Here is a 25,562-nt window from a genome sequence, read left to right as displayed (position 1 = left end):
TCAACGGGTGCAGAGGAATTCGATCGCCGCCGCGTATCCCCGGATCCCCATTCCGGCGATCACCGCGGTGGCGATCGGCGAGATGTAGGAGTGGTGCCGGAATTCCTCGCGCGCGTGCACATTCGAGATGTGCACCTCCACGATCGGCACCTCGGGAATCACCAGGGCGTCGCGCAGAGCCACCGAGGTGTGGGTCAGGCCGCCGGGATTGATCACGATCCCGGCTTCCACCCCGCGGGCCGCATGAATCCGATCGATCAGCGCCCCTTCGGAATTGGACTGATAGGCGGTGATCTCGCGATCGAAGCGGGCGGCGGTCGCCCGGCACAGCTCGACCACGTCGTCGAGGGTGTCCGAGCCGTAGACCTCGGGCTGGCGGGTGCCGAGCATATTCAGATTCGGGCCGTTGAGCACGAGAATCGGTGCCATGACCGGTACCCTAGCCCGGTCAGAGGCCGCGCGGCCCCTCGGCTCGCAGGTCGTCCACCTTGCGCATCGCCGTCCGCAGTTCCGCCAACCACTCCTCGGCGTGCTTACCGGCCAATTTCACCGTCCACGCGAGTGCGTCGGCGCGGGAGCGGGCGACCCCGGCGTCGACGAGCGTGTCGAGCACCTTGCGTTCGGGCTGGCGCAGCCGCGTCATCACCGGAACCGAGAGATGGGTGAACAGGGTGCGTTCCCCGTTGACCGATACGCCCCACGCCACATTGCGGCCGTAGCGGGCCTGGGCCTCCTGGGCGATCTGCATGCGGGCCGGTCGCGTCGACTCGCGGAAGCGCGCGATCAGTCCGTCCACCGTCGCGGATGACGGTTCGGAGCCGGCTGCGTCGTCGTCGCCGGATTCGGGGGCCGGCAGCGCCAGTTCGCCGATCACCACGATCTCGTCGCGGTCGATCTCGATGGTCGCCGGACCGCTGAACCACTCGCTCGGCAACCTTCCGGCGAACCAGTCCGGAGCGTCGGCGGCGTCGGGGAGATCCGCCTGTTGCCAGCCGCCCGGCCGCCCGAATCCACGTCCGTGTCCGTGTCTCATGATGTTTCCTCACTGCGAGAGTTTCGCTGTAAATGTGATTACAAGATTACGCCGCAAGATGGCTCGTCGGGTTTCGCTGTCGGAGGAAAGGGGAAAGGTCCGAACACGTCCGCGGATTTCGCCGACCGGCTGCAACGGATGTCGGGGATCGGGCACTATTGTGGTCGCTGAGCATGGAAGATGCGGTCGGTGCCTAGGTGGGACCGCGGGCAACTCCTTCGGGTACCGTTGGTCTTGTTGCTGGAGTGACAAGAGTGAAGAGTGGGCGACATGGATGTGTGGGGATCCCGCCGCTTTCGCGTTCGGGGCGCAGTGGCACTGGCCGCAATTGCTGCCGTAGCGATCGTGATGGGGTCGTGCGATTTTCACAGCACGCCGAGCGGACCCGAAGGGGTCGTCGAGCATTTCACCCAGCTAATGGATGATCGCGATGCCGCCGGCGCCGCCGCACTGACCTCGTACCCCTCCGGTGCCGAGAGCACCCTGAAGTCCATGTTCGACGGACTCCAGCCCGGTAAGCCCGATTACAAGCTGGTTCAGTTCATCAGCCTCGACGGCGATTCGGCGATGTTCAACCTCAAAGCCGCCTGGAATTTCGGCCCGGGTAAGGACTGGAGCTACGACCTGCAGGGCAATATCCGCAAGCTGGCTATCGGCTGGCGGATTTCCTGGGACCCCGCCGTCGTCATGCCGCAACTGGACAACAAGCGCTCGGTGAAACTGGTCCGCACCGAGGCGACGCCGCCACCCAAGGTCAACGACAACGACGGCCAGCCGCTGCTCACCCAGCAGACCATCAACGTCATCAAGGTGGACCCCACCAAGACGGGTGATCTCGTCGGTACCACCAACGCCCTGGCCGATGCCATCGCGCCGGTCGCGCCGCTGATCACCGGTGCCTCGCTGATGCAGCAGCTGGCGGGCTCACAGGGTAAGCCGATCACCGCGGTGAGCCTGCGCGAGGACGATTTCGCGATTCTCGAGCCGCGGATGGCCTCGATTCCCGGCGTGGTGATGGAGAAGCAGCCGAGGCTGATCGTCGCCGATCGGCGGGTGTGGTCGCCGATGACCGAGGCGCTGCAGAAGGTGTGGCAGGAGAACCGGGATCAGCACGCCGGCTGGGGTGTGCAGCTGTTCGAACCCGACGGCAAGATGGTCACCCAGCTCGCCGGATATCAGGGACCGCCCGGACCGGACATCGCCTCCACGATGGACCAGAAGCTGCAGCGCGCGGCCGAGGACGCCGTGGTGAGTGTGGGTACGGCCGCATCGATCGTGGCGATTCAGCCCTCCACCGGAGCGGTCGTCGCGGCCGCCCAGAACAACTACGCCAGCGCTCAGGGCGCGCCCGCCTTCACCGCGACCTATCCGGTCGGCGGTGCGATGGACCTGTTCAAGGCGGTCGCCTCGATTCAGAAGAAGAAGGCGCCGCAGGACGTTTCGGTGCAGGATGCGGCCGAGGCGGCGGCCATGCTGGGTGTCGGTATCGGATTCAAGGTTCCCGGGCTGGACGAGACCACGGGCCGGCTGCCGATCGGTGGTCGTGGCGTCGAGCAGGTCAAACAGGGCGCCAACGATCCGATTCTGGCGAGTCCGTTCGGAATGGCGATCGCCGCCGCCACCATCGCGCGCGGATCGGTGGCGCCGCCGATGATCGAGATCGGCCGGCCCGGCACCACCGAGGCCAAGCTGGAACCGCTGCCGGGCGATGTGGTCGACAAATTGCGCGGCATGCTGCGTGACGCGACCGCCGGTCCGCAGGAGGTGACGGTCGCCCGCTACGCCGGGGTCACGGCCTTCACGGCGAACGCCGGTTCGGACGGGTGGCTGATCGCCAATGCCGGTGACCTGGCCTTCGCCATTCACATCGACGATGTCGACAGCGGTGACGCCACCTCCCGGATGGCCGCGCGCATGCTGCAGTCGCTGGCCACGCCGGACGACAAGAAGTAGCCGTCGAGAAGCGGTCCGCGGGTCAGTTCACGGATGCGCCGGTGGCGCGGATGCGCCGGGCGGCGAGGGCCCACACCGCGCGCCAGCCCAGCAGGAAGACCGCGAGGACCGTCGCCGCGACGATGACGAAGCTGACCGCGGTGCCCTGACCGCTGATCACGCGCAGCACCATGCCGCCGATCAACGTCGACAACCACACCGCCACGCCGGTCGGCCACACCGCCGATCCGTCGAACTGCGCGAACGCCGCTGACAGGCGCCCGCGGCCGGCAATCGTCAGGGCAATCACCCAGCCGATCAGCAGACCGGCGCCGAACGGCCAGACCGTGCGCAGCAGACCCGCCGCCACCGCCTCGTCGTGGCTGCGCCGGCCGATCGCGCAGAACACGATCACCAGCACGACATCGATCAGCAGCGGCAGCCATTTCCTCACGGTCGCCAGGGTAGTGACAGCGGTGCGGCAGCCGGAGTCCGGGACTGCTCAGGCCTGCGGCTCGCCGTCGGGTCGTTTGTCGCCGCCGTCGGCGCGGCGGGGTTCGGCGAGCAGGGCCGAGCGCTGCTCGAATTCCTCCTCGAACTGCGCATCACCGAGCTGCGGATTGCGGAAGCGGAAGGCGAAGACGATCCAGCCGATGATCGCGACGAGAATGAAACTCACCATGCGGTAGACGAAGGCGGCGGCCACCGCCTGTGCGGCCGGCAGTCCCGCGGCGGCGGTGAGGCTGTAGATGAGTGTGGCGTCGACGTAGACGATGCCACCGGGTGCGAACGGAATCGTGCCGACCGCCTTGCCCACGCTGAACGCGATCAGCAGGCCCGCCCAGCGCGGATCGGCGCCGACCGCGTAACAGGCCGCGCCGAGGCAGGCCACATCGCCGAGCCGATGCACGACCGCCCAGAACGCGACCCACGCGGCGTCGCGCCGGTTCAGGTCCACCGATTCCAGCTGGCGCAGGACCTCGTCGACGTGCGCCAGACCGGAATCGGCCGGATGGCGGCGGATCCGGTTGACCAGCCGCACCCCGCGGCGCACCAGCGCCCGCAGCGCACCGGGATTACCGGAGACGTATTTGCCCGCCCACACCAGCAGCGCCACCGTGCCCAGCATGAGGGCCAGCTTCCACGGGCCGATGCGATTGCCGACCAGCAGCGCGCCGCCGACACCGAGCAGCAGCATTCCGCTCGTCGCGACCACGCCCGACATCAGCAGCTGCCAGGACGCGACGATCGCGCTCGCACCCCAGCGGCGGGTCTGGCGATAGGTGAAGGCGGTGGAGAACACCTGGCCGGCGGGCAGCGACACCGACATCGCGGTGGCTCCGTAGACGACCGAGACCGAGGCGCGTTGCGAGACGTCGACCCCGCCGGCGCGCAGCAAGCGCTTCTGGATGCGGCCGAATCCGCTCATCGACAACGCCTGCATCCAGATGCACAGCGCGACCCAGCCCCAGTGGATCTCCGTGAGGTTGCGCCAGGAATCGTGCAGGCGCGGCCACAGGTATACGCCCTCGGCGATCAGCAACGCCGACAGGGCAACGCCGAGGACCCATTTCAACCAGCGGAACCTGCGCCGCGCGGGCCGCGCCGGTTCGCCGCCGGGTTCAGCGTGGGCCGTCACGACGCCCAGCCTAGTGTGGCCGGGCCCGAAGGCGGCAGCGGACGCGTAACCACGCAGGGCCCGGCCCCACTGGGCGCATGGCTCGGCCTAGTGTGGCCGGGCCCGAAGGCGGCAGCGGACGCGTGGTCCCGGGTCAACCGGCCGTGACGGCGCGGGACGGGGTGTCCGGCGGCTGTACGCGCGCGGCACCGATGCGGTCGATCCGCGCACGGCCCCACGCGCCGAGCGGTTCGAGTGCGGTGTTCAGCGATCGGCCCAGGTCGGTGAGGCGGTACTCGACCCGCGGCGGCACCTCGGGGTGGGCCTGCCGGTCGATCAGACCGTCCTCCTCGAGTTCGCGCAGCTGCTGGATCAGCATCTTCTCCGAAACTCCCGGCAGGCCGCGCCGCAGTTCACCGAACCGCCGGACGCCGTAGTTCTCGAGTTCCCAGAGGATCAGCCCTTTCCATTTACCGCTGACGACATCCATCGCGGCGTCGATCCCGCAGAAGTACGGACCGAATCTTTTCGCGCCCATCCACCCTCGCTACCTGTTCACCTACCTGTTGGTGGGTACCGCACCGAATAGTAGGTACTTGTCCCGACAATTCGCGGTGACGAGGGTGGATGACGGCGCGCCCAGCATCCACCCGAGCAAGAGGAGTATCTCGATGACCGCGAACGAACACACCGCCGTTGCCGTGCTGGGCCTCGGCCCGATGGGCCGGGCCGTCGCCGCCGTCCTGACCCGGAGCGGCAATCCCACCACCGTCTGGAATCGCACACCCGGCAAGGACACCGAACTCGTCGCGCTCGGTGCCGTGAGCAGTGCCGATGCCGCCGCCGCGATCGATGCCGCCGAGGTCGTGCTGACCGTGCTCAGCGACCATCCCTCGGTGCACCAGGTCCTCGACCCGGTGGTGGATCGGTTGCGCGGCAAGGCGCTGATCAACCTCACCAGCACCGCTCCGGACGATTCACGCGAGCTCGGCCGGTGGGCGGCGGCCCACGGGATCGACTTCCTGGACGGCGGCATCATGGCGGTGCCGCCGATGATCGGCGGACCCGGTGCGTCGATCCTCTACAGCGGGTCCGCCGCGGTCTTCGAACGATTCCGGTCCGACCTCGAAAAGCTCGCCACCGCAGAGTATTTCGGCGACGATGCCGGTACCGCCGCACTGCTCGATTTCGCCCTGCTGGCCGGGATGTACGCCATGTTCACCGGCTTCTTCCACGGCACCGCCATGGTCCGCTCGGCCGGAGTCACCGCTACGGAGTTCGCGCCGCGCGCGGCCGCATACGTCACCGCGATGGCGGGGTTGATTCCGGCCTATGCCGCGGTGATCGAGAGCGGCGACTACACCGACGAGGCGCAACCGGCGCGATTCCACAAGCCCGCCTTCGACGCGATCGTGCGCGCGAGCCGCGATGCCGGGGTGGCGCTCGATATCGTCGCGCCGATCAAGAACCTGATCGATCGGATGATCGCCGACGGCCGGGCGGAGTCGGGACTGGAGCGGATCGTGGAGGAACTGGCGGGTTCCGGGAAGGGGTAGCCGGAGCCGGTCAGCCCAGGGCCTTCGGCCACGCGAGCCTGGTCTTGCGGCGGCGACCGCGCAACTGCACCTCGTCGCCGGAGATCCACTGCTTCTGTTCGTCGTCGTCGGCGAAGTACAGGGCGCTGCCCGAGGCCAGGACGCGACCCGGATGTTCCTTCGCCAATTCGGTGAGCCGTGAGGCCTCGTTCACCGGATCGCCGATCACCGTGTACTCGAAGCGATTCGCGGCGCCGATATTGCCGGCGACGGCGAGGCCGGCCGAGACCCCGATGCCGATATCCAGGCCCTGCACCTCACGCAGCGCCTCGCGCAGATCACGGGCCGCGGCCAGCGCGGCGGTCGGCGCGTCCGGACGGTCCAGGGGCGCACCGAAGATCGCGAGCGCCGCGTCGCCGACGAACTTGTTGATCAGGCCGTTGTGCCGGTCGACGACGTCGACCACCACCCGGAAGAATTCGTTGAGCAGGCTGACCACCTCGGTGGGCGGATGCTCGGCGGCGGTGGCGGTGGAGCCGACCATATCGACGAACAACACGGCCACGAACCGGGTTTCACCACCCAGTTCGGTGCCGTACTCCAGCGCTCGGCGGGCCACTTCCTCGCCGACGTGCTGGCCGAACAGTTCCTGCAGTTCGCGGCGCTGCGCGGCCTCTTCCATCATGCGGTTGAAACCGACCTGCAGCAGGCCGATCTCACTGCCGTCGAAGACCTCGACCTGCACATCGCGCGCGCCGGCCTGCACCCGGTTGATCGCCCGGGACAGCTGACGCACCGGGTCGGAGATGCTCGCCCCGGTGAGCATCGACAGCGCCAGCGCCTGCATGATCACCACGCCACACAGCAGCAGAATCGAGATGGCCAGCGACTGCGCCGAGAAATGCACCTGCGAAGTGATCTGGGTGACGCACAGCAGCACGATCGCGATGGTCGGCGCGAACGTGCCCATACCCCACGTCATCGCCATGCGGGTGCCGACACCGGGGGTGAGGGTGTGATCGAAGGTGCCGGTGGTCAGCGCGTGCGCGGCGACCGGCCGCAGAATCCGCTCACCCAGCATGTAGGTGAAGCCGAACACGATGGTGGCGGCCATACATTCGGTGACGATCACCGCACCCGCGAGCTCGGGCGTTTCCACGATGATCCGCGCGGCCAGCACCGCACCGCCCACCAGCCACAACAGCAGGTGCAGGATGGACTGCCGCAGCGGCGCGTGCAGGGCCGCCATCTGTTCCTGGCGACTGGGCGGCCCGCCGCGCATCTGCCAGCGCATCACCGGGCGCAGCATCAACGCCGAGGCGGTGACGCTCAGGAATCCGCCGATCGCGAAGACCAGCGCCGGAAGCAGCAGACCGGCGCGCCGCAATCCGTTCGGTGTGCCCTCGGGCGCGGGCAGCCCGTATTGGATGAACGCGTAGACCAGGACCGCACCGAAGGCATTGGCCGCCAGCATGGATGCGAGGTACAGCGGCCAGCGCGTTCGCATGGTCTGTTTGACCGCTTCCAGAGGCGCTGACACGTTGACCAATCTAGCGGGGCGCGGCGTGGGTCACCGGATTCGGGCGGAGCGGACACGTGCCGGTTGCGTCCCCGGCCGATAGGCTCGCGGCGTGAGTGGGGACAGCAAGACCTCCGGGAATCCGGCCGAGCCTGCCCCGGCGGGCGTCGCATCGGCGGCTACGGGCCGAACCGCATCCGGTCGCGGGCGCGAGCGCACCGCCGCCGACTCGGTGCATCCACTGGTGCGCCAGGGCGCCGAATGGTGCTGGCGACTGTTGATCATCCTGGTGGCGGTGCTGGCGGTCGCCTATCTGGCGCACAAGCTGACCACGGTCGTCATTCCGGTCGCGATCGCCCTGCTCGCGGCGGCGCTGCTCTCCCCGCTGGTGGATCTGCTGCAACGCCTCGGAATGCCGCGCGGGATCGGCGTATTCGTGGCGCTGGTCGGATCGCTGGGCTTGCTGGCGGGGATCTTCACCTTCGTCATCGAGCAGTTCATCACCGGTGTGCCGCAGCTGACCGACGAATTCAAGACCAGCATCCATACCGTGCAGGACTGGCTGATCAACGGGCCGCTGCATCTGAGCAACGATCAGATCCGCAACGGCGGCAATACGATCATCAAAACGCTGGAGGCCAATCAGGATTCGCTGACCAGCGGCGCCCTGACCACCGCCGCCGCGATCGGCGAATTCCTCACCGGCGCCTTCCTGACGCTGTTCATCCTGATCTTCTTCCTCTACGGCGGCGACCAGATCTGGAATTTCGTGACCCGGATCGTGCCCACCCTGCAGCGCGAACGGGTGCGCACGGCCGGGCGGCTCGGCTTCGGCACGCTGATCGGATTCGTGCGCGCCACCGTCGTGGTGGCGGCCGTCGATGCCATCGGCATCGGCGCCGGGCTGGCGATTCTGAGTGTGCCGCTGGCCCTTCCGCTGGCATCGCTGGTGTTCATCGGCGCCTTCGTCCCGATCGTCGGCTCCCTGCTCGCGGGTTTCATCGCGGTCTTCCTGGCCTTGATGACGAAGGGTTTCGTCACCGCGCTGATCGTGCTCGGCATCACGGTGGCGGTGATGCAACTGGAAGGCCATGTGCTGCAACCGTTGTTGCTGGGCCGCGCGGTGCGCATCCATCCGCTCGCGGTGGTGCTGGCGATCACGGCCGGCGTGGTGCTGGCCGGTATCGCGGGCGGTCTGCTGGCGGTGCCGTTCGTCGCGGTGATGAATACCGCGATCCGCTCGCTGCTGGCCGGCAGCCCGGAAGAGCTGTATCAGGAACTCAATACCGGCGAACCGGGGGAGCCGATGTTCCACGCCGACCCCGACCGGCCCGATCTGGATCGGTATCGACCGGCCGAATCGCCGTCCGATGCGGGCGGCGGTGATGCGGACGAAGGCTGAGTCCGTGGGCGCCGCGCCGCCCGCCGACTCGACCGCGCCCGGACCGACGGCCGCGACCGCGCCGCTGTGGCGGGCGGCGCAGGTGTTTCGTCTGGTTACGATGCTCTACGCGGTGGGCCAGCAGTTCGCCTCGGTGTCGTCGTACCAGCGGCAGCCGCTGAGCTGGGTGCTGATCGGCATTCTGGTGTTCTGGTCGGTCGTCTCGGCGCTGTGGCTCTCGCGCTGGTCGGTCACCGGGTGGGAGCGTCGCGCGGTGGTGATCGGTGATCTGGCGGTCGCCGTCGGGTTGATGGCGGCTACCCGGCTGGTCGCGGACTATCCCTGGTATCACGGGCATCAGACCGTGCCGACCACGCTGTGGGTGGCGAATGCGGTGATGTCGGCGGCGATCGAATGGGGTGCGCTCGGCGGCGTGGTCGCCGGGCTGGCGATCTCGGTGGTGAGCATCGTGGTGCGCGAACAGTGGGAACTGGATCTGTGGTCGGATGCGACTGCGCCCGTGCTGGTTTCGGTCGGTCTGGCCATCGGGCTGGCGGCGGCGACGGCGCGGCGCGCGCAGGGGCAGCTCGAACAGGCGATGCGGTTGACCGCCGCCACCGCCGAACGCGAACGACTCGCCCGCGAAGTCCACGACGGGGTCCTGCAGGTTCTCGCATACATCAGTCGCCGAGGGAGCGAAATAGGCGGCTGCACAGCGGAATTGGCGGATCGAGCGCGGGAACAGGAAGTCGCACTCCGGGTACTGATCTCCGAACAGGGCCGAAACGGTTCGACTCTCGGCGCCCGCGAAGATCTGCGTTCCCTGTTGACCGCGTTCGCCGCGCCGTCGATCTCCGTGTCTGCGCCCGGAGAGCCGGTGACGATCGGCGGATGGACCGCTCGCGAGATCGCCGCCGCCGTCGGTGCCGCGCTGTCGAATACCGCGCTGCACGCCGGAGCCGAAGCGAAAGCCTATGTGCTGCTGGAGGATATGGGTGACGCGGTAGTGGTCAGTGTGCGCGACGACGGGCCGGGGATCGCGGACGGCCGGCTGCCGGCCGCGGTCGCCGAAGGACGGATGGGCGTCTCGCATTCCATCGTGGGGCGGATCGAAGCGCTGGGCGGCACCGCGGAACTGCTCGACACCACCGACGGCGCCGAATGGGAATTCCGGATTCCACGTGACGGGGAGCAGCGATGAGCGCATCGGAAGACGCGGCGGCACATGATGTTTCGGTGATGGTGGTCGACGACCACCCGATGTGGCGCGACGGCGTGTCCCGCGATCTCACCGAGGCCGGTTTCCGGGTGGTGGCGACGGCCGACGGTGTCGGCACGGCGGCGCGGCGGGCCGCCGCGGTCCGTCCGGACGTCGTGCTGATGGATATGCAACTGCCCGACGGCAGCGGCGCCCAGGCCACCGCCGAGGTGCTGCGCGTCTCGCCGCGCAGCCGGGTGCTGGTGCTTTCGGCCTCGGACGAGCGCGGGGACGTGCTGGAGGCCATCAAGGCCGGGGCCGGCGGCTATCTGGTCAAGAGTGCCTCGGCGGCCGAGCTGATCGACGCGGTGCGGGCGACGGCCGCGGGCCAGGCCGTGTTCACGCCCGGACTGGCCGGTGTGGTGCTCGGCGAATTCCGTCGCATCGCCGGAGCGGAAGCCGGCACGAGCGCCGAGCGACCGGTGCTCACCGACCGCGAGACCGAGGTGTTGCGGCTGGTAGCCAAGGGCCTGTCGGCGAAACAGATCGCGACCAGGCTGACCGTCAGCCACCGCACGGTCGAGAACCACGTGCAGGCGACGCTGCGCAAACTGCAGCTCGGCAACCGGGTCGAACTCACCCGATACGCCATCGAACAGGGCCTCGAATAGGGGGCGGATCAGGGATTGCCCTGATGTGCTCGGGCCGCGGCGTCGGTAGCCTCGTGGACATGGGTGGTGAGACCGTTTCCGCCCCGGGGTCCGCGGGAACCGGGGGAGCCGTGGGTGACCGTGACCTGCGAGTATCGGATACCGAACGCGAACATGTCGGAACCCTGCTGCAGCGCGCGGTCGGGCTGGGCATGCTGTCGCTCGGCGAGTTCAGCGAGCGCATGGATACCGCGCTGGCCGCCAAGACGCGCGGCGAACTCAATGCCGTCCTGATCGACCTGCCCGGGATTCGCCTTGCGGGACAACCGAATCCCGCTCAGCCGACCGCCTCGGCCGGGCCGGCTCCGACATGGCGGTGGGGTGCCCCCGGTGGACGCACCGAGGCGGAAACCGCGATTCGTCCGCGGCTGTCCGGCGTCACCCGCAAGGGACCGTGGCAGGTGCCACCGTCGCTGTACGTCAACAGCTACCTCTCCGGCGTCACCCTGGACTTCACCCAAGCCGTGATGTCGACCCAGGTGGTCGAGATCCGGGTCGACGATTTCTGCAGCTCGCTGACGATGATCCTGCCCGGTGAGGCGACCGTCGACCTCAACGGCGTGGAGCTGATCGGCTCCAGCGCCAACAACAAGGTACGGACCGGCCCGCCGATCGGACCGCTGCACATCATCGTGCACGGGCGCAGCCGGTTCAGCTCGATCACCGCGAAACATCCGTTCGGCGTGCAGTGGAAGAAGCTGATGTCGGGATTCTGATCGCTACTCGACGACCTCGCCGAGTCCGATCATGTTGCCCTCGCTGTCGCGAAACCACGCACCCCGTTCCGCACGTCCCTTACTCGGGTAGTTCCCCTCGATCTCCATGATCCCGCCGACCGTGCCCGGATACTCCTCGAACACGACGCCGCGCTCCCGCAGGGCGGCCACGGTGGCCTCGATATCGTCGACGTAGAACGCCAGCTGGGTGAAGGAACCGTCGGCCGCTCCGGCCGACGCGAACAGGCAGAACACTCCTGCCGCCCCCTCGTAGCGCAGTCCGCCCGGCCGTTCCTCCACGGGGTTCAGCCCGAGTTTTTCGGCGTACCAACGCCGTGCTCGTTCCAGATCCTGTGTGGGGACCCGTGCCTCGATCCGCGCGGAGTTCAGCATGGGGGCATGGTAGAGCCTCGGGCGCGGGCCGGTACGGGAACCACCGGCCCGCGCGCGAGAGGATCAGTCCCGGTTCTGGCGGCGCAGCAGTTCGTTGACGCTCACCGTGCGGCCGCTGGTGCGGTGCTTACCCTCGTCGTCGGGATCGGCCGGTTCCGGCTCGGGGCGGCGGCGGGACGAGCGGAGGTCCGCCATCCACTGTTCGATGTTGTTGCGGTTGTCTCCGCCCGGCCCGGCGGGTTGGTCGGCCGGATTTCCGGAGGCATCGGATTCGGCTGCGGGCGTGGGGTTTTCACGCTCCGGCGCCGTCGACGCCGCGGTTTCCCCGGCATCGGACGTGGTCTGCTGCGGACCGTGCGACATCGCCGAGCCGAGGTCTCCTCGGGGGCCCGGAGCGGGAGCGTTGTGGCCGCCGGCCGGTGGCAGGTTTCCCGGATTCGCGGGTTCGTGCAGCTCCTGGGTCGCCTCCGCGTCCTTAGGCTCCCGGGACATACCGGGGGGCACACTGCCGGGCCCGGATTCCGTTGTCCGCGTAGGCGAAGGGCGCATGCCGTCGGGCGGGATCCGCCGCGGCGGCTGCACGGCGGGAGGGCGCCCTTCGGGGGTGACGCGCTGCGTCCGGTCGGGGCCCTGCTGGGGCCGTCCGGCCGGTTCGGCCCATCCGGAGCCGTGCCCGGTCGGTGCGGACGCGCCAGGGGTGCCCTGCGGCGGGTTCGCGGTGTGTCCGGAGCCGTCGGGAGCGGCGGGCGGTCCACTGTGGCCGGGCCGTCCGGCGTCCGGCGTCGGCCCGGGACCCTGGGCGGGCGGCTGTCCCGGGTGGTACGGCGGGGCGTCCGGACGATAGAGCTGGGCGCGGACCGACGGATGCGGCGGCAGGTTCGACGGTTTCGGCGGCAGGATCCGCGGCGTGGTGCCGACCGGTGCGGTCGGCGGCACCGAATCGGTGGCATCGGGGGCGGTGTCCGGGGCGGGCACGGTCCGAGGCGGCATACCGGGGCGCACGACCTGCGGCGGCCGCACCACGCCACGGTTCGGCGCGGTATCCGAACCGGGCAGCGAAACCGAGGGCGGTGCCGAAGGTGCTTGCGGCATATGGGATTCGGGAGTACCGGCACGATCCGCCGGTCCGGCGCCCTGCGGATAGCCCGGGTTCGACACTCCCGGCGGCGTGCTGGTGGCGCGCGGTGGGACCGGTCCGGGATGCGCCGCGGGGCGCCCCGGCATCGAGGCCGGTTCGGACGTTCCCGCGCCACGGCCCGCCTCGTCCCCGGCGGAGGGACCGGCGCCGATGACACCGGATTCGCTGATGACACCGGAACCACCGATGACACCGGAACCGCCGGATGCGCGCGGCGGCTGCGGGCGGGCCGGCGGGGGCAGTACGCGCGAGGAACGGATGCCCGGCGTTTGCGGCGAGGTTGACGAGCGACCGCCCTCCGGACCCGCCGGCGTGTGTGCCGGAGCGGCGTCGGCGGAGCCCGAGGCGGCAGGCGGTGCCTGATTCGCGGTGCCATCCGAGGCGTCGTCGGCGTGATCGTCGGGCGAGGCATTGCCCGAATCGGCCGACGGCGCATCTGCGCCGGAGTCCGACCGGCGGAAGCCGAAACGCTTGCGCTTCGGGGACTTCGCGGTCTTCCCCGGCTTCTCGGTCTTGCCCGGCTGCTCCGATGCGGACGAGTCGGACTTCTGGGTCCCCGCATCCGAGGAAGCAACCGATTCCGCCGCCCGCCGTTCCGCCGGCTCGCCGGTCCGCGTCGTGGGCCCCCCACTCCGCGACGCCGACGGCTCGGAGCCCTCGGCCCGGGTCGGTTCGGAACTCTCGCCGCGGGATCGGTCGGTGCCCTTGGCTCGTGACTGCGTGAGGCTCTCGGCCCGCGGCGCCGTGGGACTCTTGGCGCGAGTCGCGCGCGCGGAGGTGCCTGCCGCGGCCGGATCGATGCGATCCAGCTGCTCGGTCGGTGCCTCCGGATCGACACGCAGGAACTTCAACCGCCGCGGCTTGCGCGGACCCTTCGGCGTGCCGTCGGGCAGCTGCGGCAGCTGCATGGTCACGGGATCTGTCACCGGTGTGGTCTTGACCAGGTCGACGACCTCGCCGGTGCCGGGACGCTCATCATCGAGAATGGGTTCGCCCAGGCCGATGCGCTGCTGAATGCGCTTCATCCAGGCCGGGGCCCACCAGCAGTCGTCGCCCAGCAGTTTCATGGTCGCGGGAACGAGCAGCATGCGCAGCACGGTGGCGTCGATGAACAGCGCGGCCATCATGCCGTAGGCGATGTACTGCATCATCACCAGATCGGAGAAGGCGAACGCACCGACGACCACGAGCAGGATCAGCGCCGCCGCGGTGATGATGCGACCGGTCTGCGCGGTTCCGCTGCGCACCGACTCGGTGGTGCTCGCGCCCTGGGCGCGCGTTTCCACCATGCGGGAGAGCAGGAAGACCTCGTAGTCGGTGGACAGGCCGTAGATCACCGCCATGATCAGCACCAGCACCGGCGACATGATCGGCTGCGGCGTGAAATTGAGCAGTCCGGCGCCGTGGCCGTCGACGAAGATCCAGGTCAGAATGCCGAGCGTGGACCCGAGCCCCAGGGCGCTCATCAGCGCCGCCTTGATCGGCAGCACCAGCGATCCGAAGGTCAAGAACATCAGCAGCGTCGTCACGAAGACGACCAGCACGATCATCAGCGGCATGCGATCCAGCAGCGAATCGATGCTGTCCTGCATCAGCACCGGCTGCCCGCCGACCATCAGATCCACGTCGTCGGGGACGTGGATCGAGCGCAGGTAGGCGATCGTGTCCTCGACGTTGGCGTCCGGCGCCATGGTCGCCTCGGACACCCAGACGTCGGAGCCGTTCGGCGGGATGCCCGGGGTACCGAACGGATCGGTGAGCCCGGGGGCGCCGCTGGCCTCGTCGAGGATGGCCTTGATCTCACTGGTGTTCTGGGTGGTGATGACCAACTGGATCGGGTCGGTCTGGCGCAGCGGGAAGATCTCGTCGAACTTCTCCTGCGCCATGCGGGTCGGATTGTCCGGCGGCAGATAGGTTTCGCTGATACCGCCGAACTTCAGGTTCTTCACCGGAATGATCAGCAGCAGCAGGATGATGCACAGCGGCACCGCCACCTTCAGCGGATGCTTCATCACCCACTGCGTGGTGCGGCCCCAGAAACCGTTCTCCACCTCTTCGGCGGTCTTGGTCTTGCGGAACCGCTTGAATCCCAGTGCGTCCACGCGCGGTCCGAGAATGGACAGCAGCGCGGGCAGGATGGTGAGCGAGGCCAGCGCGGCCAGCAGTACGGTCGCGATGGTGCCGTAGGCCACCGACTTCAGGAAGCCCTGCGGGAACAGCAGCATGCCGGCGCTGGCGGCGATGATCATGGTCGCCGAGAAGGTGACCGTGCGTCCGGCGGTCATCACCGATCGGCGCACGGCCTGGCGGGTGGTGTAGCCCTCGGCCAATTCCTCGCGGAACCGGCTGACGATGAAGAGTCCGTAGTCGATCGCCAAACCCAGGCCGATCATCGAGACCACGGCCCCGACGAACGAGTTCACCTCGGTGACGTGGGTGATCGCCATCACGATGCCGTTGGCGCCGAGGACCGTGAGTCCGCCGATGATCAGCGGCAGGGCCGCGGCGACGATACCGCCGAAGATGAAGAACAGCAGGATCGCGACGGCCGGAATGGCCAGCATCTCCATGCGCTTCTGGTCGGAGGCGATGGTGTCGTTCAGCTCTCCTGCGACCGGCTGCATGCCCGCGAGCTGGACGTCGACGCCCGGAATGTAGAAGGCGTTCTTGACCGCGCGATAGTTGTTCATCGTGGTCGTGTCGTCGTCGCCCTTGATGGCGATCGACGCGAACGCGTACTTCTTGTCCTTGCTACCGGTGGCCGACGCGCTCCAATCGCCGGTCTCGGTCTTCCAGTAGGCGACGTTGACCTTGCTGATCTGGTCCGGATGTTCCCGGGGCAGGCTGTTGAGATTGTCGGTGATCTTCCGCCCGAACTCCGGATCATCGATGGTCTTACCGTCGGGCGCGGTGTAGAGCGCGATCACATCGGACATGTGATCGCGGCCGTAGACCTCGTCCTTGAGCACCGCGGCCTGCGAGGACTCCGCTCCGGGGTCGAACCAGCCGCTGGAGCTCAGGTGGTTTTCCAGACCGAATCCGTACGCCCCCAGGGCGAGAAGTGCGGCCACCGCTACACCCAGCACGGTGTAGCGGAACTTGTGGACCAGCTCGCCCCAGCGGGTGAACACTAAGCGACTCCTTGAGCGGGGCGGGAGGTGAGCAGTGCGGACAGCGGCCGGAAGGGCTGCAGCCAGGCTCCCTCGTCGGGCAGCGAGTCGAGGCTGACCCGGGGCAGCGGTTCACGGAACACGCCCGGGATGTCCTCGAGGTCGACGAAATCGAGGATATCGGACGTGACAGCCCAACTCGCGTGCTCGCGGAATCCGAGCACCTGGACCGGAACCCCGGTCGCCGCGACCTCCTCGAGCGGTTCGCGGAAGGCCTGACCGTCCGCGGAGGCCACCATAATCCCCGCGAGACCGGCTCCGCCGCGGCGTAACTGGATATGTGCCAGCATGTCGCTGTCGACGTCGGAATCCTCATCGATCTTCGGTTTCGCGAAGACGGCGTAGCCGACGTTGCGCAGCGCCTCGACCCACGGACGCACCACATCGGCGGTCCCGGGGGCGATATTGGTGAAGACGGTGGCCTCGGGTTCGATGCGCTGCGTGCTGCCGGCCGACAGTTCGGCGGTGCGGGCCAGCAGCCAGCGGCCGAGTGCGTCGAAGCGCGGCCGGTAGGCCGCGGTGGGACGGCCGCCGAGGATGGCGCCCAGGCCCATATCCAGATTCGGCGCGTCCCACACCAGCAGCACCCGTCGCACCCCGGTGGGTTCGGCGACCGGCGTCGCGGGGGTCGCCGCACCGGCGACGACGTCCGAGTCGTCGCCGCGCACTGTTCCGGCAACCTCGTCGGCCGCCTGGGCCATCTCCCTGAGACTCATAGCTAGATCTTCCCCCAAATGAACTCGGTGATGGCGCTTCCGGCTCGATGCGCCTTGCTCTCGAACTTCGTCACCGGGCGTTCGAGGCCGATCACCGTATCGGTTCCGGGGTGTTCCGCATCGCCGCCGGTGGCCTCGTTCAGGCCTACGAGCTGCGGTTCTCCCGCGCCCACCTCGGCGATGTGTTCGGCGTAGCCGGCATGGTCGGTGGCTACGTGCAAAATTCCGCCGCGCTGCAGGCGGCTGGCGATCAGGGTCATCGTCGCGGGCTGCAGCAGCCGGCGCTTGTGGTGGCGCGCCTTCGGCCAGGGGTCCGGGAAGAAGACCCGCACACCTGCTAGCGAATCCTTGGCAATCATGTGCTCGAGGACGTCGACGGCATCGCCGCGCAGCAGCCGGATGTTCTCGATGCCTTCCCGCTCGATCCGCTGCACGAGCTGGGCGAGACCGGGTTTGTACACCTCGATGCCGATCAGGTCGAATTGCGGCTCGGCGTGGGCCATCGCCGCGGTCGCGGTCCCCGTGCCACAGCCGATCTCGATGATCAGCGGCGCGGTCCGGCCGAACCAGGCGGCGGCGTCGAGCGGTTCGTCGCTCACTTCGCGGCCGATGCGCGGCCACATCCGCTCCCAGGATTGCTGCTGGGTCGCGGTCAGCGCGCCACGACGCGAGCGGAAGCTCGTTACCCGTGGGTAGAGGCGGGAAGGCTCACGCTGGGGGCCAGGGCCTTCGTGGTTACGCAAGCTGCCGCCTCCGGCCCCGTCGCTACCAGCGGTGTCGTTCGCGGCGTCGTTCACGGCTCCATTGTCCAGTATTCGATGATCAGGGCCGCAATCGACCGCGTCGAGGAGGGAAATCCCGGGTCAGGCCGTGTTGCCGAGGGGTGTGGAGCCCGCCGTCAGGCGGCGAGCGGCTGCTCGTCGGGTAGTTGCGGTTCGCTCTGCTTGCCCAGCGGCAGGCCCAGGAGCATCCGGCCTGCGGTACCGGCCAGCTCGACCAGTCCGCGCCAGCGCGCCGGGGACGCCACGACCGACCAGACGGTCCGCGTGTCGGTGTCGGCGTCGGTGACCGGGAGGCCGGCGATGCGGTCGGCCAGCCAGTCCAGAGTCAGGGGCGTGGCCAGCGGTAAGAGCGTGAAGTGGTCGCTCAGCCGGTCGCGCAGGTAGCCGACGGCGGCGCCGCCCGCGCGATAGCGCTCGACCTGCGCATCGATACACGACACGTCGATGATGCGATCGTGCAGCGGCTGGATCACCAGGATCGGACAGTGCGGGGTGTGCTGTCCGAGGCGCATATCGTCGAACATGTCGCACATCGCGGGGGTGCTCAGCACCTCCTCCAGCGGCCGGTCGAGGTATTTGCTCACGTCCTGGCCGGCCAGCCGGGCCAGCGCCACGATCGGCGGCAGCTGGGCGGCCCGCTCGAGCAGTCGTTCCCCGGCGGTGCTGATGCGGCCGTCGAGAACCTCGCCCAGCGCCGGATACACCTGGCGCAGCGCCGAGATCACGATCGCCGGGAAGCCGGCGTAGCGGCCGCCGTTCAGCCGGATGAACACCTCACCCGGGTCACCGACCGGCGCGCCGAGCACCGCACCGGCGATGGTCAGTTCGGGCGCATACGTGGGAGCCATCTCGACCAGCCACGATCCGGCCATCCCACCCCCGGAATAGCCCCACACCACGACCGGTGTGTCGATACCGAGCCCCACCGGGCGGAAGTGCGTGGCGGCGCGAATGCCGTCGAGGGAGCGGTAGCCGGGTTCGCGGGGCGCGCCGAAACGGCCGTCCGGTCCCTCGTGATCGGCGATGCTCACCGCCCAGCCGCGCCGCAGCGCGTTGGCGACGAGCAGCAGTTCGAGCTGGGTGATCGAGCCCGGGACGACGGCCCCGCGGCGCAGGACATAGGAGGGGGCGCATCGCTCGCTGACGGCGTCGATCGCCGATTCGAAGGCCAGCAGCGGGCGGCGTTCGCCCGGTTCGGCATCGGCGGGCAACAACACGGTGGTCACCGCGACCTCCGCGCGACCGTGCAGGTCGTTGCTGCGGTACAGCAGTTGCCATGCCGTCACGCGCTGCGGAATCAGGCCCAGCAGCGCGATCTGCACGGGACGGCTGCGCAGGACGGTTCCGGGTGCGTGCGTGGCGATGTCGGCGGGTGCGCGATAGAAGGGGTCCTGCGACGGCGGCAGCGGCCGATCGTTCTTAGTCGCGACGGCGGTGCCGTCGTCACCGATGACGTCCACACTGACGCTCATCGCAACCTCCTTCGGATCCACGGGACCGGCGCACAGGCGCACGGCCGACCGGGTTCCACACCGCCGAGGCCGCGCACCAGCGGTGCCGCCGGCGGCTTCAGCGTAGGTGATCGAATCCGTGACCCGTTAGTCCGACACTGTCGAATTATGCTGTGACACAAGCGCAACCACCGTTTTGCCGGAAACATTCCCAATTCCGCCGTCAGTACCGCTCACCGGTGGCGTCCGTCGAGGTGTGCGCCATCGTCGCCGGTCACGGGCTCGGGCAAGCCGTTTCGTGTGATCGATGACACATTTCCGTGTGGCACAACGGCGATCGGCCGTGCCGGTGAATCCGCGGTCGATGCCGACAACGGGCGCGTCTTCTGACAGAATTTGCCGCTGGAAGGGGGTGTCACCTGTGTCGAGAGCCACTGCAACCAGCGCTTCGCCGGGCTTCGTGAACGACCACGGCGGGCCCACACCGGAACTCGAGCAACTCATCGCCACGGTGCGGATCGGCGCCGGGTCCGCGCCGGGAATCGCCGATCAGCTGGCGAATGCGGCCGTGGTCTTCCGGCGGCCGCTGCGGATTCAGGTCACCGGCCGGGCCGGTGCCGGAAAATCGACCCTGTTGCGGGCATTGGCCCTGATGTCGGCCGAGGAGACCGCGCCGGTGGATCAGCCGGGCGTGCCGGATCCGGTGCTCGACGCCGATCTCGTCGTCTATGTGCTCGCGGGTTCGCTGCAGGCCGCCGATCGCCGCGTTCTCGAATCCTTGCGGCCCGACACCACGATGGTCGTACTCAACAAGGCCGATGCCGTTGGCTCGCGCTGGGGCGATGCGGTGGTGGCCGCCGATCAGGCGGCGCACGGGCTGGGTGTGCCGGTCGCCCCGATGGTCGCCGAACTCGCGGTCCGCACCCGTGCGGGCACACCGAGCGACGACGATCTGCGCACGCTGCGCCGCCATGCGGCCGGTGGTGGCGCCGAGCTCACGCTCTCCCCGGAACTGTTCGTCGACCGCTCGGCCGGGCCCGACGTGGCCGATCGCCGGGCGCTGCTGGAGCGCTGGGGCCTGCACGGGGTGAGCTGCGCGCTGGTGGCACTGCGCTACGAACCGGAGCTGGGACCGCAGCAGTTGCTGCAGTTGCTGCATGCCGTGAGCGGGATCGATCCGGTGCACGCGCGTCTGCATCAGCGCTACGAGCAGATCGCGGCCCTGCGTGGCGGCGATCTGCTCGACGATCTGGCTCGCATCGCCGCCCGCGCGATCCCGCAGGGTGACGGCGGGCGCGCCCGCGACCTGATCGAGGATTATCTGGCCGGGGACGAGGCGCTGTGGACCGCGCTGCAGGCCGGTCTGGCCCGCCCGGAGGTCCGCTATCTCGCGGCCGGATATCCGTCCGCGACGCCGGCGGACGCCGACGACGCGCTGGTCCGCGCCCAGCGCTGGCGTGCGGTGGCCGCCAGCGATATGCCGGCCGCCGCCCGCCGCGCCGCGATCCGGTTGCACAACGGATATATGCGGATGTGGGAGCGGATGAGCAGTGCCGGACTGTGAGGTACCCGGTGCGCCGGTCGAGCTGAACGGCCGGCGGGCGGGCGTCACCGCCGGCGTGGATCCCGAGGTGCTGGCCGTCGTCGAGCGGTGGAATCCGCAGGGCAGCGCGTTGCTGCGCGCGGTTCCGGCCGATCCGGACCCGAATTCCGCCGCGCCGCACGGATCTACGGCCGCGGGTTCGGAACCTGGTGTGGCACAGCCTGTTCCGGTGACCGTCATCGGTCCGGACGACGCCAACACCACGCTGCTGCGCACCGAACTGTCCCGCTTCGAACCGCGCGTGGCACTCACCGATCCGGTCACCGACCCGGCAACCCTGCTCGCCGCCACCGATTTCGGCCCCGGCAGCGGTCCGCCGGTGGCGCTGGTGCTGGTGGATCCCGGCGCCGCGGTCGGCGCCGCACTGCTCGACCCGGTGGCGCGCTTGCAGGCGGTGGGAACGCGAATCCTGTTCGCCATGAACGGAGTTCACGCTCATCCCGACTGGCGCTCGGTACTGGATCGCGATACCGCCATGCTGGCCCGGGCACTCGGCGCCGAGCCCGAGATCCTCCCGGTCTCGGCGCGGCTGGCCGTCGCGGGCCGCGGCAACGGCGACGCCGCGCTGCTCGACCGCTCCGGCCTGGCCGCCCTGCACGCCCAGCTCAGTGCCGCGGTCGGGGTCCGGGGCGGCCCCGATCACCTGGCCGGCGTCACCGCACGGGTGCTCGCCGATACCCGTGCCCGGGTACTGGGCCAGATCGAGGCGCTGCGCTCGGGCAGCACGGTCGCCGCCCTGCGCGCCGAACGCACCGCCGCGCTGGCCGGTCGCGACGGTGGCCGCGCGCAAGCCCTGGCCGCTCTGCGCAACCGGTTGCAGCTGGCCCGGGTCGATCTGACGCACGAGGTGGGCGTCCGCGTCCGCACCGTCAATGCCACCGCCCGTGCCGATCTGGACCGCCTCGACCGCCGCTCGGTGCGGGGCTATCCCGAGCTTCTGCAGGCGGCGGTGAATCGGGCCACCGCCGAACTCGACGCCGTGGTCCGGCACCGCCTGATCGAACTGGCCCGCCAGATCGAGGTCGTGGCGGGCTCGGAACCGCAGCCCGCGTTCGCCTCGCCGCCGGCTCCGCCGACCGATCCGGCACCCCGGGTCGGCCCCGATCCGGAGCGCCGCCATCGCGGTGTCGAGGATCGATTGATGATCGCCCTGGGCGCATCGGCGGGTTTCGGCCTCGGCCGGTTGGTCGTTGCGCCGTTGTCGCTGGTGCCGGCGTTGGATTATGCGACCGTCCCGGTTGCCCTGGCCCTCGGCGCGGGGGTCGCGTGGTGGGTGGTGCAGGCCCGGGGGCATCTGGCCGATCGGGCACATCTGCGGCAATGGGTGACCGATGTGCTGGTCAACGTGAAGGCCCAGCTCGAGCAGCGGGTGGCGACTGCCCTGGTGGAGGCGGAGTCCGAGCTGACCGAACAGGTGGTGCGCGCGAGCACCGCGCGCATGGTGGAGGCCGATCGCCGGGTCGCGGAGCTGGAGGCGCAACTGCGCCGCACCGCCGCCGAACAGCCCGCTCGAGTGGCCGCCTGCGAACGCGATCTGGCGATCCTGGAGGCGGCGGTCGCCGGGTGATTCCGCCCGGTCGCGGTTTGCTCACCCCGCACAGCGGGGGTGCCGCCGAGGTGGGAAGGTTTCGGCCGGGTCCCGAGTGAGCAACCCCATGCCGTACCGACCGTCACATCGCGTTAACCTCTTTACTTAAGGAATCCGGGTGTCCGTCTCGTTCTCGTACGCCGCCCAGCCGGGGCGCGCTGTTCGGCGAGCCGGGCGGATGTCCACAGCCAACGGCGGCCTTCCTGGTGTTGAAAGCTGTTTCGGCAGTTTTCCGGCCCGCCGCTCATCTCAGGAGAGTTTTCATGACCTCAGCGACCATTCCTGGTCTTCACGGATCCGATGGCACCGCGCCGACCAAGCATGCCGGACTGCTCGCCTGGGTGCAGGAGGTCGCAGAGCTCACCCAGCCGGAGCGGGTCGTGTGGGCCGACGGCTCCGATGAGGAATGGGACCGGCTGACCACCCAACTGGTCGAGGCCGGCACCTTCCAGAAGCTCAACGAGCACAAGAAGCCGAATTCCTTCCTCGCGCTGTCCGACCCCTCCGACGTCGCTCGCGTCGAGTCGCGCACCTTCATCTGTTCGCGCACCGAGGCCGACGCCGGCCCGACCAACAACTGGGTCGACCCGAACGAGATGCGCGCCACCATGACCGAGCTGTACCGCGGCAGCATGCAGGGCCGCACCATGTACGTGGTGCCGTTCTGCATGGGCCCGCTGGGCGCCGCGGATCCGAAGCTGGGCGTCGAGCTCACCGATTCCGAATACGTCGTGGTGTCGATGCGCGTGATGACCCGCATGGGCAAGGCCGCGCTGGAGAAGCTGGGCACCGACCGCCCGTTCGTGAAGGCGCTGCATTCGGTGGGCGCGCCTTTGACGGGCGATGTGGCAGATGTCCCCTGGCCGTGCAACGACACCAAGTACATCACCCACTTCCCCGAGGATCGCGAGATCTGGTCCTACGGTTCGGGCTACGGCGGCAACGCGCTGCTGGGCAAGAAGTGCTACTCGCTGCGCATCGCCTCGGCGATGGCGCACGACGAGGGCTGGCTGGCCGAGCACATGCTGATCCTCAAGCTCATCTCCCCGGAGAACAAGAACTACTACGTCGCCGCCGCGTTCCCGAGCGCCTGCGGTAAGACGAACCTGGCGATGCTGCAGCCGACCGTCCCGGGCTGGCGCGCGGAGACGCTGGGTGACGACATCGCGTGGATGCGCTTCGGCGAGGACGGCCGCCTGTACGCGGTGAACCCGGAGTTCGGCTTCTTCGGCGTCGCCCCCGGCACCAACCACAAGTCGAATCCGAATGCGATGTCGACGCTCGAGGCCGGTAACACCGTCTACACCAACGTCGCCCTGACCGACGACCGCGACGTCTGGTGGGAGGGACTCGAGGGCGAGCCCGACCACCTGATCGACTGGAAGGGTAACGACTGGTATCTGCGCGAGACCGAAACCCTTGCCGCGCACCCGAACTCGCGCTACTGCACGCCGATGTCGCAGTGCCCGACGCTCGCCCCGGAATGGGACGACCCGCAGGGCGTGCCGATCTCGGCGATCCTGTTCGGCGGCCGCCGCAAGACCACGATCCCGCTGGTGACCGAATCCTTCGATTGGCAGCACGGCGTCTTCATGGGCGCCACGATGTCGTCCGAGCAGACCGCCGCGGCCGAGGGCAAGGTCGGCAACGTGCGCCGCGATCCGATGGCCATGCTCCCGTTCATGGGCTACCACGTCGGTGACTACATGAACCACTGGATCAACCTGGGCAAGAACGCCGACGCCACCAAGTTGCCGAAGATCTTCTACGTCAACTGGTTCCGCCGCGGCGACGACGGCCGCTTCCTGTGGCCCGGATTCGGCGAGAACTCCCGCGTGCTGGAGTGGATCGTGAACCGGATCGAGGGCAAGGCGCAGGCCGAGGCCACCGCGATCGGCAATGTGCCCACGGCCGGCGATCTGGACCTCGAGGGTCTGGACGTGGACCCCGCCGACGTCGACGCCTCGCTGAAGGTCGACCTCGACGAGTGGCGCAAGGAGATCCCGCTGATCGAGGAGTGGTTCGAATTCGTCGGCGAGAAGCTGCCGTCCGGCGTGCGTGACGAATTCGAGGCGCTCAAGCAGCGTCTGGGCTAGTCGGAGGGTCGGCCGGGGGACGGCCGGTCCCCACGAACGACGAAAGCGAGCCGCCCGCACCGTCTTTGCGACGGGGCGGGCGGTTCGTCATTTCCGCCGTTCCGCGTGCGGAATGGCGCGCTTGTCCTATTCTGAATGTGTTCTGCATCTCACGAATACTCCCCGCGGTTGCGGGGAATTAACTACTCGGCTGAACTGACTGCTTGCAGGTGCTCGTGGATTCCGTTGTCTGGCCGACCGGTCGGGGTATGTGGAGGTGGGTGTGGGCATGACCGAACTCGGGTTCGATGCTGTCTCGGGATTAGCCGGCGCGCGATGGGCCGATCCGGAGGTGGATCTCGCGCCGACAGCGGCGAGTACGCCGCTGCAGCGTGCCGCGGCCCGGTTGCAGGCCGTACTGCCGCCCGGGTGGCAGGTCGAGATAGACCTGGCGGCGCCGCGCCCGCACGGAGATCCGCAGCCGGTGCTGCGAGTCCGCTTGTCCGAGAACTGATTCGGCGCGTCTTTCCCCTGCGTCACGTACTACGCGCAGCGGACATCCCGGACCGATCGCCCAGTCGCGAGGCGCGAAATACTACCTCGCGGTTCGCTTTTCGCAAAACGCACTATTGCGTTTCCAGCGATTGCAGAGCATGCTTAGAGCAAACATTTGTCGGACGATTTTACAGATGCAATCGCAGGGGAGTCCGAATCATGGCGGTGCAAGTGGTCGGCCGATCGCTGATGACCAGCGATCAGACCCCACATCAGGCAAGGTCCGTCGGTACCGGGGGCTGGGTGGTGTCCTTTCTGCCCGGCCGGACCTTGACGCTCGAACAGGCGGCGGCGGCGCTGCAGGCGGCCGAGGCGGTGGCGGCGGTCCGCTCACTCGCCAACTGCGTCGGCCTGACCCCGCTGGAAACCGTCGGCCTGGCCATGCAGGAGCCGCCGTGGAGTGAGCCGGCTCGACGCACCCGGCGGCGGGGGTGGCTGGAGTAGATCCC

The 25,562-nt window shown here is 68.9% G+C and carries 21 protein-coding genes and 1 pseudogene; 11 read left to right on the top strand and 11 right to left on the bottom strand.

Going from position 1 to position 25,562, the window contains the following annotated elements; translation table 11 throughout:
- Together aroQ and C8258_RS11780 are read right to left on the bottom strand one after the other, a co-directional pair.
- Positions 1–429 carry a type II 3-dehydroquinate dehydratase gene (aroQ, locus tag C8258_RS11785; RefSeq protein WP_036506929.1) on the bottom strand — a complete coding sequence of 143 codons (429 nt, stop codon included), beginning with the start codon at positions 427–429 and terminating at the stop codon, positions 1–3.
- A 19-nt stretch (positions 430–448) separates the two neighbouring features.
- Positions 449–1,033: a hypothetical protein gene (locus tag C8258_RS11780; RefSeq protein ID WP_106955231.1), complete on the bottom strand. Its 585-nt coding sequence runs from the start codon at positions 1,031–1,033 to the stop codon at positions 449–451.
- A gap of 270 nt (positions 1,034–1,303) precedes the next feature.
- Between C8258_RS11780 and C8258_RS11775 the strand changes: the two genes are divergently transcribed.
- Complete coding sequence (locus tag C8258_RS11775; RefSeq protein ID WP_106955357.1) at positions 1,304–2,986, top strand: NTF2-like N-terminal transpeptidase domain-containing protein; 1,683 nt, start codon at positions 1,304–1,306, stop codon at positions 2,984–2,986.
- A 22-nt stretch (positions 2,987–3,008) separates the two neighbouring features.
- Here C8258_RS11775 and C8258_RS11770 read toward each other — a convergent pair whose 3' ends face one another.
- From C8258_RS11770 to C8258_RS11760, 3 genes are all read right to left on the bottom strand, one after another.
- On the bottom strand, positions 3,009–3,419 hold the full coding sequence (locus C8258_RS11770) for a DUF3054 domain-containing protein (protein ID WP_106955230.1): 411 nt from the start codon (positions 3,417–3,419) through the stop codon (positions 3,009–3,011).
- A gap of 48 nt (positions 3,420–3,467) precedes the next feature.
- Entirely contained in the window at positions 3,468–4,604 is a 1,137-nt protein-coding gene (locus C8258_RS11765; protein ID WP_106955229.1) for a YbhN family protein, read from the bottom strand.
- 133 nt (positions 4,605–4,737) lie between these two features.
- On the bottom strand, positions 4,738–5,121 hold the full coding sequence (locus C8258_RS11760) for a helix-turn-helix domain-containing protein (RefSeq protein WP_036506914.1): 384 nt from the start codon (positions 5,119–5,121) through the stop codon (positions 4,738–4,740).
- Positions 5,122–5,254: 133 nt separating this feature from the next.
- Here C8258_RS11760 and C8258_RS11755 point away from each other — a divergent pair, with 133 nt between their 5' ends.
- The gene (locus C8258_RS11755; protein ID WP_106955228.1) at positions 5,255–6,139 is read left to right on the top strand and encodes an NAD(P)-dependent oxidoreductase; all 885 of its coding nucleotides are present in this window, start codon (positions 5,255–5,257) and stop codon (positions 6,137–6,139) included.
- A 10-nt stretch (positions 6,140–6,149) separates the two neighbouring features.
- Here the strand turns inward: C8258_RS11755 and C8258_RS11750 are convergent, their stop codons facing one another.
- Positions 6,150–7,625, bottom strand: coding sequence for an adenylate/guanylate cyclase domain-containing protein (locus C8258_RS11750; RefSeq protein ID WP_063013287.1), 1,476 nt, complete (start codon positions 7,623–7,625; stop codon positions 6,150–6,152).
- 244 nt (positions 7,626–7,869) lie between these two features.
- Between C8258_RS11750 and C8258_RS11745 the strand changes: the two genes are divergently transcribed.
- The 4 genes from C8258_RS11745 to C8258_RS11730 all read left to right on the top strand — a co-directional run bounded on the left by C8258_RS11745 (position 7,870) and on the right by C8258_RS11730 (position 11,642).
- Entirely contained in the window at positions 7,870–9,039 is a 1,170-nt protein-coding gene (locus C8258_RS11745; RefSeq protein ID WP_199195683.1) for an AI-2E family transporter, read from the top strand.
- Positions 9,023–10,219 (top strand): MacS family sensor histidine kinase, encoded by a 1,197-nt coding sequence (gene macS / locus C8258_RS11740; protein WP_106955356.1) that lies wholly within the window; start codon positions 9,023–9,025, stop codon positions 10,217–10,219. Before C8258_RS11745 ends, macS begins: the two co-directional genes overlap by 17 nt.
- Positions 10,216–10,887 carry a response regulator transcription factor gene (locus C8258_RS11735; RefSeq protein WP_106955226.1) on the top strand — a complete coding sequence of 224 codons (672 nt, stop codon included), beginning with the start codon at positions 10,216–10,218 and terminating at the stop codon, positions 10,885–10,887. The genes macS and C8258_RS11735 overlap by 4 nt, the downstream gene beginning before the upstream one ends.
- A gap of 110 nt (positions 10,888–10,997) precedes the next feature.
- The gene (locus C8258_RS11730; RefSeq protein WP_106955225.1) at positions 10,998–11,642 is read left to right on the top strand and encodes a DUF1707 domain-containing protein; all 645 of its coding nucleotides are present in this window, start codon (positions 10,998–11,000) and stop codon (positions 11,640–11,642) included.
- Between the two features lie 3 nt (positions 11,643–11,645).
- On the opposite strand, the gene C8258_RS11725 is transcribed toward C8258_RS11730, so the two are convergent.
- The 5 genes and pseudogenes from C8258_RS11725 to C8258_RS11705 form a co-directional block, all read right to left on the bottom strand.
- Complete coding sequence (locus tag C8258_RS11725; RefSeq protein ID WP_036506903.1) at positions 11,646–12,035, bottom strand: VOC family protein; 390 nt, start codon at positions 12,033–12,035, stop codon at positions 11,646–11,648.
- A 1,611-nt stretch (positions 12,036–13,646) separates the two neighbouring features.
- Positions 13,647–16,304 (bottom strand): annotated as a pseudogene (locus C8258_RS33155) (MMPL family transporter); the annotation flags it as partial.
- Complete coding sequence (locus C8258_RS11715) at positions 16,304–17,059, bottom strand: NYN domain-containing protein (protein WP_036506901.1); 756 nt, start codon at positions 17,057–17,059, stop codon at positions 16,304–16,306. The pseudogene C8258_RS33155 and the gene C8258_RS11715, both read right to left, overlap by 1 nt.
- 2 nt (positions 17,060–17,061) lie before the next feature.
- On the bottom strand, positions 17,062–17,874 hold the full coding sequence (trmB, locus tag C8258_RS11710; RefSeq protein WP_369974743.1) for a tRNA (guanosine(46)-N7)-methyltransferase TrmB: 813 nt from the start codon (positions 17,872–17,874) through the stop codon (positions 17,062–17,064).
- Positions 17,875–17,957: 83 nt separating this feature from the next.
- A complete protein-coding gene (locus tag C8258_RS11705) occupies positions 17,958–19,313 on the bottom strand; it encodes a lipase family protein (RefSeq protein WP_106955355.1) in 1,356 nt (451 codons plus the stop codon).
- A gap of 400 nt (positions 19,314–19,713) precedes the next feature.
- On the opposite strand from C8258_RS11705, the gene C8258_RS11700 reads away from it, so the two are divergent.
- From C8258_RS11700 to C8258_RS11680, 5 genes are all read left to right on the top strand, one after another.
- Positions 19,714–20,856, top strand: coding sequence for a hypothetical protein (locus C8258_RS11700; protein ID WP_233225025.1), 1,143 nt, complete (start codon positions 19,714–19,716; stop codon positions 20,854–20,856).
- Entirely contained in the window at positions 20,843–22,462 is a 1,620-nt protein-coding gene (locus C8258_RS11695) for a hypothetical protein (RefSeq protein ID WP_233225024.1), read from the top strand. Before C8258_RS11700 ends, C8258_RS11695 begins: the two co-directional genes overlap by 14 nt.
- Positions 22,463–22,746: 284 nt before the next feature.
- Complete coding sequence (locus tag C8258_RS11690) at positions 22,747–24,579, top strand: phosphoenolpyruvate carboxykinase (GTP) (protein ID WP_106955221.1); 1,833 nt, start codon at positions 22,747–22,749, stop codon at positions 24,577–24,579.
- 268 nt (positions 24,580–24,847) lie between these two features.
- Positions 24,848–25,072 (top strand): hypothetical protein, encoded by a 225-nt coding sequence (locus C8258_RS11685; protein WP_146161217.1) that lies wholly within the window; start codon positions 24,848–24,850, stop codon positions 25,070–25,072.
- Between the two features lie 200 nt (positions 25,073–25,272).
- Complete coding sequence (locus C8258_RS11680; protein ID WP_036506885.1) at positions 25,273–25,557, top strand: hypothetical protein; 285 nt, start codon at positions 25,273–25,275, stop codon at positions 25,555–25,557.
- Positions 25,558–25,562 lie beyond the last annotated feature (5 nt).

Source organism: Nocardia sp. MDA0666 (assembly GCF_003023875.1).
GTDB classification, from domain to species: domain Bacteria; phylum Actinomycetota; class Actinomycetes; order Mycobacteriales; family Mycobacteriaceae; genus Nocardia; species Nocardia aobensis.
Note: the sequence above shows the minus strand (reverse complement) of the source record. Positions and strands in the feature narration are given on the sequence as shown.